Below are 12,230 nucleotides of genomic sequence, written 5' to 3' on the forward strand. Positions count from 1 at the left end.
CGGGGCTTATGGCTAGCCTGCAATTTGGCGCGAGTTTGCCCTGCCATCCGCTGAAAATCCGCGTCTGTCATCTCCTCAACGGTAGTTGTACCCGGAGCCGCCGTTGACATCTCGGAGGCCTGCGTTTCAACACCTTCCAGAGTTGCGCCAGGAGCGATTTCATTCGCGGACTTGCGGCCCTTCTTTTCGGTTGTTGCAGTCATAAAAACCTCCGGACCCACAGGCCCAATTTCAGAAACGGACTCACTTTCACGAAGTTGCTGCGGCAGAGGGCGGCCGCTCACTGGAAGCCGCCGAACAGCGGGCCAAAGTCGGCTGCAGGGTTTAGAGGCTCGGTCTTGCTCTTGGCCTTGGGCTGATCTTGAAAACTCACCGTTGCCAGGAAGCCGCGCATAGCCTCAATCACCTGATTGGTGCGGGCCTGATCGTCGGCTTGGTCCTGAAGCTCTTCAAAGGTTGGCCAGGGCTTCGCCATGTGCCAGAAGCGGTTTCTCCATTCCCAGCGGCGCTCTAAAGACAGCGTGTTGCCGCAGACGACGTGCGCTGGAATACCCCAGAGCGTGCAGTTGATGTATGCCCCCCAGCAGCTCTGGGCGCTGATGTCTTGAACTACCCAGCGCATGTGCAAAGGGCTGATGCCGTCCTCTGCAAGCACCTGGGCCGTCGAGAGCACCATTCCGCCGGTTCCCGCTGCCGGCTCGTTGCACATCAGCACCTCGCCAGCGCGGAACATGTCGCGGCTGAAATTCATCCGGGCCATGAGGAGGCTGATGGCCTGGGGGGTGAAGAATTCACCGCCGTATTGCTTGTCGAGCTTGTGGCCGATCTCCATGTAGAGCGGACCAAGCAGGTCGGTGTAAGGTCGGTCTTCCATGTCGAGGACCAGCTGACGGAAGCTGCGGACAAGCACCTCCAGGTCGTGGCGCGTGAGCCCCTTGACGGCATCGAGGTACACCGCTTCCTGCTGCCCGAAGCTCAGCGCGGCGGCACCGGCCTGGACTAGTCGCCGGTAGGCTTCACTGACACGGATCTGCCGGACTTCTTGCAGGATGCGCGCGAAGGGAAGGCGCAGCGGGTCGCTAATGACTCCATGCCCGGCCTGATCGGCGGCGGCGCTGCGCTGGAGGGCGCGGGCCATTCGCGTGGTCATCGGGCACCGCCGAACAGCGGGCCGAGCTGGGACGCTGGGGCAGGGGCTTCGCCTGCCAGCACGAAGGCGTCAGGCCGCGCGAGGTACTCGTCCCGCGCGTTGATCATGACGACCGCGCCGGTCTTCTCGAAGTCCGGCAGGACGGCCTTCACAGTGCCCGACCCATGCTCCTTGTGCGAGATGCCGGTGCCGATCGGCGGCAGGGCGCTCACTCCTGGCCGCCCTGGGCGCGCGTCAAACCCGTGATGCGGTCCTCGACCCCATCGAACTCGGCCGCGTAGGCGTCCAGCTCATCGAGGAACACCGGGTTGGTCAGGCTCTTGCAGATGGCGGCGTATCGGTCGGCGGCCACCCCGCGCTCGTGCGGGTCGTTGGCGGGGCTGAGGGCGAAGTGCAGCTCGGCTTCCGCACAGTCGCGCAGGGCGGCCTGGCAGCAGTCGGAGGGACGGCGGCGGAACTCCCGGATGCCCGCAGGCGAGGGCAGGCGCACGTACACGACGCCGGGCGCATCGCAGTGAGGGCAGTTCATCAGGTGGTCGGTCGGTGCTGGCCGGGCGCTGTCGCGCAGCGCCTGCTGCCGCTCGATGCTGTTGCGCAGCACGCGGGCAGCGGTCGGGTGGGCGTTCAGCAGCTTGGCGAGGCCCAGCACCTGGGGATCGACCTGCTCGGGGGTGACAAGGGGGGTGGTCATTTCCGGTTACCTCTCAGGCGGGCGCGCACGTCGGCAGCGACGGCAGCGGATGAAGGCTTGTTGGTTCTGGCCTCGGGGGCGGGCGCGACGATGGCCTTATCCAGCAAGGCGATGAACGGCGTGCGCCACTTCTCGACGCCTTTCTTGCGGGCTTCAGCCTTCGCGTCTGCGCGGATCTCTCCGATGCGTTCGGTGCTCAGGTCACCCCAGGCGGCGCGGTCGGGGTCCTCGGCCAGACATTCGTCGAACAGCTTGTGCCCCATCGCAGACCGCAGGGCAACCTCGCCAGGGCGCAGGGCCGCCGCCGCGCCGCCCGGAACATTTCCGTTGCTCGTGGCGTCGTCTTGCTGGCCTGCCTGCGACTGTTCCTGATCCTGTGACTGATCGGCGTTCGCTTCCTGGGTTCCTGCCTGGCGACCAGAGGGTCTTTCACTTCTTCCACGAACGGCGGCGGCGGGTCTGCCCCTCTCTGCCGTGGTCTCTGCCGTAGTCTTTGCTTCCTTATTTATAGGGTTCGGGTTTTTGCCGGAACCGCTTTGGGGTTTTGCCGGAACCGGTCTGGGGTTTTGCCCAAACCGGTTTGGGGTTTTGCCCGAACCGGACTCCTGACTGCCCATCGCCATCAGGTCCTCTCCAAGGGCCTCCCATTCGATGCGGTAGTTGGTCCGGTTGTCCTTTCCGCCGGTCACGATCTCCAGGTAATCGCCGCACACGCGCTGGCAGCGGCGCACCTGATCCGGAGTCAAGTGGAGCTCTGTCTGCCATTCCGCCGCAGTCTTGTAGAACCACCCGTCAGGGTCGCTTGTGCGGTCGGACCAGTACAGGCACTGAGACAAGAACGCGGCGGAAGCGTAGTCGCCCAGCAGCTTCACGAACGGCACCGGAACTGCGAGGGTGTTCTTCGGGCCCATCACTTTGGCTACGAGGCGCACCCCGGCGTGCTTGCTGGTTAGGCCGGTCATGCCGCCTCGCCCGCCTTCGTGCGGGGCTTACGGGGCGCCCTGGGCTTCTTGGCGGCCTTCGCCGGGGCGGCAGCCGTGGCCGCCGTCGCCTCCGCCGGGAGGGCACGCATGATCTGGGGCCAGCGCAGTATCAGCAGCAGCATGGTCACGCTGTAGGCCAGCATGGAGCGGCCGTGCCGGGAGTGCAGATCCTCGCGCAGCTCGGGCAACTTCGCCCCCTTGATCCAGGCCACACGGGCCTGGAGGATGGCGGGCCGGCTGAACCAACCCGGATGACGTACCGCAGAGCCTAGGGCGCATAGGGTCAGCACCCGGACATACCGGGCAACGACAGGACGCTCGCGCTCGGTGCGGGCTTGCTCGATAGCGTCCTTCCGGCGCTTGACCTCGCGCTCCTTCTGGGCGCGCCGTTCCTTGTGGCTCATGTGCAGCAGCGCGGCGACCTCGCCAGCGTCGCGCCGTACCGCAGGTTGCGATACGACCGGCGCAGCCTGGGGGGCCTGCGGGGCCAGGGCCTCTGCGTTGGCCGGTACCGGGCCCAGGATCAAGAAGCGGTCGAAGGTCGGCTCTCGCCGGGTTTCGCCGTTGTAGACGTGCGCAACCGACTTCGCGCGCTTCTCCTGTCTCCAGACCGCGCCGCAGATCAGACACGTCGCCGTGTAGCCCATAAGCCGCTTGACCACGTATTCGGTCGGCGTGGCCCATTCGTGGCGGCACAGCTCGCCCTGGTAGCCTTCCTCGATCAGGAACGCATCGGCCGACTTCTGGACCTTCCAGGAGCGGTACTTGGGGGCGTAGAACCCAGCGTCCTCGCCCACGACCTGGCACTCGGTCCGGCCAGGGAGGCGGTCGCCGTCGCGCCACACGATGACCATGCGGCGCGCACCGCGCGTTCCCACCTTGACGTGCAGGCCGCTGCTCAGGCGGCGGTGGCTGCTGTCGTCGCTGCCTGCCGCCGCGAACATCTCGCTCAGCACGTCCACCAGTGCGTCAACCTGCGGCACGTTGGGCCTCCTCAAGGATGCGCACGTCGAGCGGTGGAATGACGTTCAGCTGCGCGAAGGGGCCGAATAGCGCACGGGCCGCAGCGTTGTAGGCAATGGCGGCCAGGGCTGGATGTGGGAAGGTGCCGAGGAACCGCTGCTCACCGTCGAGATGGATTGCTGCGCGGTACTGCCCCCGCCAAGGCGAAACGCCCTTAAAGCCGGTCTTGTTGTTGCTGTGCATCTTCCGGTTGCGCGAGTTCTCGGCCTGAGTGCAGGCCCGCAGATTTGCGCGCCGGTTGTCCAGGCGGTCGCCGCTAATGTGGTCCTTGTAATGACCGCCGCGCTCGTCGGTCAGGAGGCGGTGCATGTCAACGGTGCCGGACGCCATGCCAATGGCTCGGGTCCGGGGATACCCGGTCTTGCTCAGGTGCCAGCGATGCTCCGAGAGGAGGGCATAGTCTTGGTCGTCACAGAGGGCGACCTGGCCCTCCCCCCGCTTGCCGTGCAGGGGGATGGTCGCCATTACGCTTCGCTCGTTCGGGGAGTCGGGTGCAGGCTGCCCAGCGCGGCCTTCAGGTGCTTGTAGACCTCGCGCTGCAGGTCCAGATCCTCGGGCAGTTCATAGCGCAACTGCTCCATGGCCTGGACGAGGTGCGCGCCGCCGGGGCTGCGCTCCTGATCGGCGCGGGCCCACTCGGGCAGCTCCGGCGACAGCACGGGGCCGCGCTGCGTGTCATCCCAGTCGGCCCACTGGCGGGGCAGGTCGTAGAGATAACGACCGATCCCGAACTGGACCGCGCAGCGCTTCATGGCGTCACTCGCCGCGGCCTTCAGGGTGCTCAGCTCGCCCTCGGGGGCCTCGCCGATGTCCTCGCGCGTCACGCCCAGGACGGTCATGCTGCCGCGCACGGTGGGGAGGCGCGTTCCCGGCACGACCTCCACGGCGAATTCCCAGGCGTCGGGACACACGGCGTCGAGGCGGTCCTGCACGGCGCGGGCGTCGATGTGCGCGAGCATTAGCGCGCGGGTCCGCTCTTTGTTAAAGCTGCCGGGCTTCCATTGGACAAGATTGGCGGGAAACGGCGCTTGCAGGCGCTTCTGAACGTCGCTGAGTTTCATCGGTGGTCCCGCCTTTCGAAGAAGTTGAGAAGGCGCTCAATACCCTGGAGGGCACCGCCCGCACCCGTGAGATACGTGCCGGTCAGGGCCAGCGCGAACAGCGCGGTGCTCCAGCTCGGGCCACTGACATTCATGGGCATGGTCTGAGGTGCCGCGAGCGCGGCCACGATCACGCATGCCAGGAACAGCACCAGCAGGATTCGGCCGCGCATCAGCGCATCGCCTCGACGCACTTACTGGGCGTCCGGCAGGTCTTGAGGCCGCAGCCAGGGCACGGCCGGGTCGACCACTCGCGCTGCTGCTGGAGGTAGCCGTACAACGTGAGAGGGAAGGCCGCGTAAAGGCTGTGCCGGTTGCCCGGATCGGCGCGGCGGATTGCACCGGCCAGCGCGGTGAAGAACCCCCCGCAGATGTCTGGAGACTCCATGTAGTCCGCCAGCAGCACGGCGTCAGCGGCCACCAGCTCCTCGACCATCTGCTCGGCGCTCAAGGCGGGCGCGGCGGCGGCCTCGGTCAGTCGGTCGTCCGCGATGACCTGAAGGGCCTGGGCGAAGCGCTTAGAGGTGAAAACCTGAAGCGCCTCGGGGTGGATTACTGCGCTCAGCTCGCCGTCAGCGATGTAGCGGTTGATCTGGTCAGCCTGGAGGCCAGTAGTCAGCGCCACCTGCCCAGGGGTGAGCGGGTACCGGGGCAGCATCACGCCACCGCCTTCAGGTGGACCCGGTCCGACAGCTTGGCGTGGTGCCGGAGCGTCTTGGCGTGCAGGGTGTAGCCCCACCAAATACGGTTGGTCAGCGGCCAGGAGGTTGGCGTTTTGATCGGGGCCACCCACAGGTGGACGTTGTGCTGCTCCTCAAGGGTGTCAATCAGCGTGCTGAATTCACCAGCAGCACAGACCAAGTGCTGGACATGCTCTACGGCGCCGCTCGGGCGGCGGGTCAGCCAGCCTGGCATGACCTGAATCTGCATCCAGCCGGGGCAGGCGCTGTCCGGCATGGCCCAGATGCGGTGCCGGAACAGGCGGCGCTTCCCCAGGCGCGTGCTCAGGCCGAGCAGCTCGTTGTCCACCGTGGTGTACAAGGGCCTTTTGTACGGTGGGGGGATGTTCAAGAGGGTGGGGCGCGGTGTAAAGTTCATGCCTACTCCTTCCCCTCGTGTCTGCCGTCCAAGCTATGACCGAGGGGATTGGTGTTTTCAGCCTCGGTGTCCCGAGGTCTGCTCAGAACGCACCTGGGGTGCGAGGTGAGAGAGGTTCACGCTGGCCGCCACAGCCGCAAGTTCCGCACGCTGTTCGCGGGCGAGGGCAGGATTCGGAGTCCGGATGATTTCCACCGGCACTCGGCGCTCGGGGATGTGCCGAGGCTGTTTCACTTCTGGACCTGGAGCAGGTTGTCGACGTCCACTCCGAAGCGCGCGCTCAGGCGGCGCATGATGAATAGGTCAATCCGGTCCACCGGGCGGCTTTCGAGCTTGCCGATGGTCCCGCGAGCGATCTTCATCTCGCCGGCGAATTCTTCTTGCGTCAGGCCGGTGGCCTCGCGCAGCGTCCGCAGGCGCTCCGGATTGGTCGTCGTCAATTCCTGGTCTGTAGCAGTGGCGGCCATGCACAAAGTATAGTCAATATACTTTGTGCAATCAAGACGAATATCCGATCTTCGAAAATGGGGGTACTAGGTCCCGGAATCCCAGCCGTTTCATCCCCCCGCTCTTGCATGTGTGGGGCAGCCTGCCTAATGATTACGCAGTGAGCAGTGAGAGACGAGTAACCCGCCAGCGGAGGACCGAGCGTCCGGCCGTCGTCAACGACGCCGTCACGCGCGGCCAGATGGCGAGACACCTACTCGACGCAATTCCAATCCTGGCGACAGACTTCAGCGAAGTCACGGGCATTCCGCTCGCAACCCTGAAGGCTTACTTACGCGGCACGGTCGACATCGCCAACATGAAGCGGTCGAACGCGCACAAGTTCATCTCCGGCCTGGGCCTGAGCGACGCCGAGCTCCAGGAGCTGTTCGGCATCCCGGAGGAGCTGCGAGGGGAATGGCGAAGCGACCGGCCACCGCCCCTAGGCAGTGGTCCGGCCATCCTGTCGCTCGACGAGGTCGAGCAGCTCGTCCTCCCGGCCCCGATCTTCGGGGAAATGTCTTTGCCAGCAGGCATCTCTGTGGTGTACCGACCAGGCGGAACCGGGATGTATTACCTCATGCGCTTATCAAGCGGGCAGTTGTTGGCCGTCCGCGACCCTGTGGTATCTCCGGGCGTAGAGGTGCTGGGGAGTTTGTTGAGCGCGCACTTCGAGCTTCCGCCACCCAGATCAGCAGAGCTTGCCATACGGCCTCGGTACTGACGCGTACGAGCCACGCCTCACCGCTCCCACTGGGACGCAATTCAACTCCTGTCACGCCGCGCCACTGCGCGGCTTCTTCATTGGTCAGTACGGTGGGCAACGAGTACATGGAAAAACCTCCGGGCTTGCTATCAACCATAGAGGTGGCGCGCGCCGGAGGCGTGACAACTGCGTGACAATCAGCAACCCATGCAAGGGTCCATACGGGTCACGTCAGACTTGCTCGAAGCTGGGGCAGTCGCCGGGGCGATCACTGGAGTCAGCGGCAAAATGAACGTGTTAGACGGCGTTGCAGACGTTGACGACGTAGTGCTGGCTAGAGCACTGCCCCCCTCGGACGAGACGCTGGTCGCGTTCGCGTTGAGGGGGGCAGCGTTCAGGAGAAAGGCTAGGCCGAGGGCGATCCGGAGGTTTTTCACCCCCCTAGCCTAAACCGCTGGGGGGGGTCTGTATAACAGATAGGGAATCGTCGCCTGGACACAGGGGGTCAGCATGTGTGCCGCGCTGATCATCGCGTCCTCCCAGGGTTTAGGGGGCTCCATCGAGCCGGCGGCCGCATTGGCAATGTCGTTGAGATCGTGCACGATCTGGCCCCAGTTGGCGAGACGCGTTTCCGCGATCCCCGCCTCCTCAAGCTTCTCCTTCATCCGCGCAAAATCTTTGCGGTCCAGCTCGTCGTCTGGCACCCCGAGTACCTGGTTGACCAAGACGCGGCCGATCCGGCCGGGCATCGTGTACTCCGAGGCGCGGTAGACCACCTTGCGGCCGTATAGCACAGGGATATCCTCGACCCCAGGGATCTCGCCCGGCCATTTGAACGGTGCACTGCGCAACAGCAAGAAGGTGTCGGGCGAGATCCGCTTGATGAAATTCAGAAGATCGTAGACATTCCGGCAGTTCAACAGAGCGCTGGCCGTCCGCATGACGTGCCTCATCAACTGTTCCTCAAGGCGCGGGCTAGCCTGCCAGTTGATGAGGCACCACAGCGCGGCCTGATCCGCCGGATACGGCTCTTCGCGACCTAGAATCCGCTGCAAATCGGTATAGGTAGTATTCGAATCTCGGGCCGTCATAGCGCCCGCCACCAGCCGTCCGTAGAAGGCCTGCGGCTCATGCCCAACCTCCAGGAGAAGGCCGACCTCGTTACTGCCTGCGAAATACCGCTCCAGCCCAGCGGCCACCGTGCCGTAGCGCCGATCTTCAGGATCGTAGGGGCGCAGGTTGGGAAGACCGAGGAAGACATTGAGCATGGCGCGCAGACCGGCGGTCAGGGCGTCGTCGGCGTCCGGTGGGCCCAAGACGGACAGGGCAGTTTGGTAATCACCAAGGGCCATCCAGTCTTCGGCATAGGAGCGGATGCCGAGGCCCCAGCGAGGGCGCTGCATGGGATACCGCAGGAGCGCTGCCGAGGCAGCGGGATCAGGTCGCCCGGCCGCACGATTATGGCGGCCGCTCAGAATGCTGAGGTGGTGCGCACGGTCCACCATATTGAGGGCGTTCGCGTGTTCCAGCGCGACCCGTGCATCTGCATGGGCGTCACGTCGGTGGCCGAGGCTGGCGTGAGCCACACTCAAGGAGGCGTAAGCGTGGACAGCCTCCTCCTGGTCAAGTGTCGAGACACCCTGACGACGGTAGTCCATGTTCAGGAGTGCGTCGTATTGCATCATCTGCACCATCAGCAGCATGCGGATGCCCCGCGCGGGAGCGGGAAGCTCTGGAGACTTCAAGGCGTCGGCCGCCAGCGCCATCTCAACGGTGGTGCCATTGGACAGCAGGTGGGCGCGTCTGATGTTGGCGATGTCCGATGTGCCGGGGATTTTGGCGAGCAGCTCTCGCCAGGGCATTGCCGCCCTCAGCAGGTCCCATGCCGCGGGGTCGGAGCACCGGTCGAGAATTTCTTGAGCGGTGTACGTGGGCAGCGGCTCAGACGCCTTTTCGAGGCTCGACGCATAAGGGTCATTGAGGTCCGTGTTCCACGGCGGCTTGAGCATGCCTTACCATACCGGTAACCCGTGCCTAACGTCTATTCAATATACATTGTTCAGTAATGGCTATCCTTCTTCGTTCCCTGGACGTTATCTCAAGCGTATGACGGCGAATGTACCTGTCCCACACGGGAAAACGGTCGGCGGCATCCGCGTGAGCACCGCTGCCCAGGCCGACCGCTACGGTCCCGAGCGTCAGCGGTCCGACATTCTGGGCGAAGCCGACCGCGCCGGGCTGAGAATTACCGACTGGATCGAGGAATCTGTCAGCGGGGCCGACGAGGAGCGCGGCCTGGAGAACCAGTATTTCGCCCTTGCCCGGGACCATCCAGGCCTGCGCGTGATCTGGAGTCACCCCAATCGGGTGGGTCGTCACGTCGAGGTCACAGTCGGGATCGTCCGGCGGTTGCACAAGCTGGGCGCGGTCGTCCATATCGCCGGGATCGGCAACCTGCGCGACCGGCGCAACTGGCGCGAATTCATCCGGGACGCGGTCGAGGCGGAGAACGACTACAGCACCATCGTTTACAACCTGTCCGCGGGCAAGTTCGCGAAGGCCCAGCGCAACATGTGGCCGCACGGGAAGCAGCCGTTCGGGTACCGCCTGGTGCGCGACGAGCGCGGCCGCTCGACGACCCTGGAGCCGCACCCGGACGACGCGCCGGTCTACCGGACCATCGTCGAGATGTCGCTGGCCGGTCACGGCGCGCAGGCCATCGCCGATCACCTCAACCAGCTCCAGGTGCCCAACATCCGCCCGATTGGTGTCGGCCGCCAGTCCTACGGCTGGGGCGGGACGCCGGTGCGGACCATCCTGTCCAACCCCCGGTATCTCGGCCGCATGGAATACACCGGCCCGGACGGGCAGACGACCACGGTGACCTACCCGCCGCTCATCACGCCGGAGCAGTGGCAGGCGGTGCAGGAGGGGACGGCCGACCGCTTGCGCCAGCGCTCGTCGCGCTCGGACTATCCGGCCCTGTTCGCGGGCCACCTGACGTGCTCTTCCTGCGGCAGCACCATGAGCCTGGAGGTGGACCGCCCGGTCGGCGCGCAGAAACGGTACGCCCGCTACGTCTGCCACTGGCACAACAAGCGCAAGGCGCGCGCGGCGCGCGGCCAGCCCCTGTGCTTAGGCGAGACGCGCTGGCGGGTCACGACGCTCGACGAGATGGGGTGGAGGTTCCTGGTCTACAACCTGACCCAGCCCGAGATCCTGCTGCAGCTGCTCGACGTGGGGGACCTGCCGTTGCCGGACTATTCTCGCCGCCTCGAGGAGATTGACGCCGAGATGGCGAAGGTGCTGGACATGAGCGTGCGCTTGGGCCTGCCGGAGTCGGTGGCCTTGCTGCGCCTGGTCCCGCTGCAGGAAGAGCGGGCGCGGCTTCAGGCGGTCGAGGCGCCGGTGCCGCGAGTGATCACGCCGGAGGACGCGGCGACCATGGCGCAGGGCTTTGCGGAGCGGCTGGCCAGGTTCGAGACCTTCGAGGAGCGGCGGAGTGCGCTGAGGCGTTGGCGGGTGCGCCTGTCGGTGGATATGGACGGGATTGCGGGGATTCAGCTGCGCCCAGGCGAGTAAATTTCCTCACTCACACTTCAAGCGGCATTTTGACAGTTGAGTTAGACACGACTTCCTAAGAGGACGGTGGTGGTCCCCGAACATGACTTCGCTCCCCCGAGAATCTGCCGTACCCCAGAGGGTGAAAACCCAAATTGCGAGAGTCGTGTCATGGCCCTTGATGCCAACCCATACAGCTTCCTCAGACATCCAGAATCTTCCATAGCTAAAAATAGCGTGACATCTTGACTAATAGCGACAAATAGCATAAGTTTATCGCCAGGAGGGTAGGGGATGAATGTTGAGATCGGTTTAGAGACCTATAAGAGGTTAACGCTACTGTTGACTCAGGGCGAGGATTATGACGCACTGATCGGCCGACTTCTGGACGAACGTGAAGTCCGCGAAGGCCCAGGGGACAGCTCGCAGGAAGTTTCCGTTTGGGCTAGGCACGCCATGACTTTCCCCGTCGGCACAAAGCTGTATGCCTCTTCAAAGGGCAAAACGTACACGGCGACTGTGCAGGTTGACGGGCTCGTCATTCCAGAATTTCCAGGTGAGGTATTCCGTTCGCTTTCGGCGGCAGCAATCAAAGTTGCCGGGGGAAATCGAAATGGCCGCACCTTCTGGAAATATCGGGATTCTCAGGGACGGCTCGGCAGTATCGAAAGATTCTCCGATTACGTCTCGAACAGTTAGAAAGGATAATCCATGCATCGACAACGCCTTGAAGCCGTCACGGATTTCTTGCTTGACCCCCGGCACTCGTCAATCGTTGACCAACGGGAACGTAAATATAAGCTTCCTGGGGCCGAAAAAATTCGCGTTCACCTTCAGTGTTTTCTAGATGGGGAGACTGCCCAGGCCAACGTAAATATCGGGAATACACTCGACATTCTGGACTGGCGGGTGGTGGACGGCCTCAATCAAGTAGCGGCGATAGCCCCAGAAACGTTTAAGCGCGCCCTACAAGCACTCTGGAGCCAGCCTCGCACAGGGAAGAACGCCGACGCTTTCTGGGCCACACTTGATCCCGGTCTCGATGTCCTCGCGCCAGATGTGTCGAAGCACTTCAACGGTGTGGGCACCAGAGCAAGCGTAGCTTCCTACTGCCTGTTTTTGGCCGATCCCATGGCCGTTCCTTTTTACCGTCCAGGCTTTGGTGGTAAAGCGATCAACTACCTGTACGAGAAAAACGCGAGTCTGAGCAAATCGTCTCCGGGCGCACTCCTGGATGATTATCATATGCGTTGTAAGTATCTGTTGCGCCACTTCACGGATGCTGGAATCCCTTTGAAGGATCTTCTAGACCTACAAAGTGCACTCTACGCAACCGTACGAGAGCACATTGAAAAGAGTTAAGCAGCGTCTTAATCACTCAGTCCGAGATCAAACTCGGACTGAGTGATTACCAATAAGTACTGAGCTGGCT

General features: G+C 63.9%; 17 protein-coding genes. 5 read left to right on the forward strand and 12 right to left on the reverse strand.

Annotated elements, in window-relative coordinates:
• Positions 1–280: 280 nt before the first annotated feature.
• The 11 genes from ASF71_RS01050 to ASF71_RS01100 form a co-directional block, all read right to left on the reverse strand.
• Positions 281–1,150, reverse strand: a complete 870-nt coding sequence (locus ASF71_RS01050; RefSeq protein WP_082505283.1) for an N-6 DNA methylase — start codon at positions 1,148–1,150, stop codon at positions 281–283.
• Positions 1,147–1,362: a hypothetical protein gene (locus ASF71_RS01055; RefSeq protein WP_056293579.1), complete on the reverse strand. Its 216-nt coding sequence runs from the start codon at positions 1,360–1,362 to the stop codon at positions 1,147–1,149. Before ASF71_RS01055 ends, ASF71_RS01050 begins: the two co-directional genes overlap by 4 nt.
• On the reverse strand, positions 1,359–1,841 hold the full coding sequence (locus ASF71_RS01060; RefSeq protein WP_056293582.1) for a hypothetical protein: 483 nt from the start codon (positions 1,839–1,841) through the stop codon (positions 1,359–1,361). The genes ASF71_RS01055 and ASF71_RS01060 overlap by 4 nt, the downstream gene beginning before the upstream one ends.
• Positions 1,838–2,803, reverse strand: a complete 966-nt coding sequence (locus ASF71_RS01065) for a hypothetical protein (RefSeq protein ID WP_056293584.1) — start codon at positions 2,801–2,803, stop codon at positions 1,838–1,840. The genes ASF71_RS01060 and ASF71_RS01065 overlap by 4 nt, the downstream gene beginning before the upstream one ends.
• Positions 2,800–3,807, reverse strand: a complete 1,008-nt coding sequence (locus ASF71_RS01070) for a hypothetical protein (protein ID WP_056293587.1) — start codon at positions 3,805–3,807, stop codon at positions 2,800–2,802. Before ASF71_RS01070 ends, ASF71_RS01065 begins: the two co-directional genes overlap by 4 nt.
• Entirely contained in the window at positions 3,794–4,312 is a 519-nt protein-coding gene (locus ASF71_RS01075; RefSeq protein WP_200939641.1) for an HNH endonuclease, read from the reverse strand. Before ASF71_RS01075 ends, ASF71_RS01070 begins: the two co-directional genes overlap by 14 nt.
• A complete protein-coding gene (gene ddrA / locus ASF71_RS01080; protein WP_056293591.1) occupies positions 4,312–4,908 on the reverse strand; it encodes a single-stranded DNA-binding protein DdrA in 597 nt (198 codons plus the stop codon). The genes ASF71_RS01075 and ddrA overlap by 1 nt, the downstream gene beginning before the upstream one ends.
• Positions 4,905–5,120 carry a hypothetical protein gene (locus ASF71_RS01085; RefSeq protein WP_056293592.1) on the reverse strand — a complete coding sequence of 72 codons (216 nt, stop codon included), beginning with the start codon at positions 5,118–5,120 and terminating at the stop codon, positions 4,905–4,907. The genes ddrA and ASF71_RS01085 overlap by 4 nt, the downstream gene beginning before the upstream one ends.
• On the reverse strand, positions 5,120–5,608 hold the full coding sequence (locus ASF71_RS01090) for a hypothetical protein (protein ID WP_156372539.1): 489 nt from the start codon (positions 5,606–5,608) through the stop codon (positions 5,120–5,122). The genes ASF71_RS01085 and ASF71_RS01090 overlap by 1 nt, the downstream gene beginning before the upstream one ends.
• Positions 5,605–6,045 carry a hypothetical protein gene (locus ASF71_RS01095; protein ID WP_156372540.1) on the reverse strand — a complete coding sequence of 147 codons (441 nt, stop codon included), beginning with the start codon at positions 6,043–6,045 and terminating at the stop codon, positions 5,605–5,607. The genes ASF71_RS01090 and ASF71_RS01095 overlap by 4 nt, the downstream gene beginning before the upstream one ends.
• Positions 6,046–6,275: 230 nt before the next feature.
• Positions 6,276–6,512, reverse strand: coding sequence for a helix-turn-helix domain-containing protein (locus ASF71_RS01100; RefSeq protein ID WP_056293599.1), 237 nt, complete (start codon positions 6,510–6,512; stop codon positions 6,276–6,278).
• 140 nt (positions 6,513–6,652) lie between these two features.
• Here ASF71_RS01100 and ASF71_RS01105 point away from each other — a divergent pair, with 140 nt between their 5' ends.
• Both ASF71_RS01105 and ASF71_RS01110 read left to right on the forward strand, forming a co-directional pair.
• Positions 6,653–7,255 (forward strand): hypothetical protein, encoded by a 603-nt coding sequence (locus ASF71_RS01105; RefSeq protein ID WP_156372541.1) that lies wholly within the window; start codon positions 6,653–6,655, stop codon positions 7,253–7,255.
• Between the two features lie 270 nt (positions 7,256–7,525).
• A complete protein-coding gene (locus tag ASF71_RS01110) occupies positions 7,526–7,687 on the forward strand; it encodes a hypothetical protein (RefSeq protein ID WP_156372542.1) in 162 nt (53 codons plus the stop codon).
• On the opposite strand, the gene ASF71_RS01115 is transcribed toward ASF71_RS01110, so the two are convergent.
• Positions 7,684–9,246 (reverse strand): hypothetical protein, encoded by a 1,563-nt coding sequence (locus ASF71_RS01115; RefSeq protein ID WP_056293612.1) that lies wholly within the window; start codon positions 9,244–9,246, stop codon positions 7,684–7,686. The two genes, ASF71_RS01110 and ASF71_RS01115, sit on opposite strands and share 4 nt — an antisense overlap.
• Before the next feature lie 148 nt (positions 9,247–9,394).
• Here ASF71_RS01115 and ASF71_RS01120 point away from each other — a divergent pair, with 148 nt between their 5' ends.
• The 3 genes from ASF71_RS01120 (at position 9,395) to ASF71_RS23390 (ending at position 12,160) form a co-directional block, all read left to right on the forward strand.
• Positions 9,395–10,819, forward strand: coding sequence for a recombinase family protein (locus ASF71_RS01120; protein ID WP_162243067.1), 1,425 nt, complete (start codon positions 9,395–9,397; stop codon positions 10,817–10,819).
• 273 nt (positions 10,820–11,092) lie between these two features.
• A complete protein-coding gene (locus ASF71_RS22245; protein WP_082505287.1) occupies positions 11,093–11,497 on the forward strand; it encodes a DUF2924 domain-containing protein in 405 nt (134 codons plus the stop codon).
• 12 nt (positions 11,498–11,509) lie between these two features.
• Complete coding sequence (locus tag ASF71_RS23390; protein WP_156372543.1) at positions 11,510–12,160, forward strand: hypothetical protein; 651 nt, start codon at positions 11,510–11,512, stop codon at positions 12,158–12,160.
• Positions 12,161–12,230: the final 70 nt, after the last annotated feature.

Source organism: Deinococcus sp. Leaf326, from assembly GCF_001424185.1.
In the GTDB taxonomy this organism is placed as follows: domain Bacteria; phylum Deinococcota; class Deinococci; order Deinococcales; family Deinococcaceae; genus Deinococcus.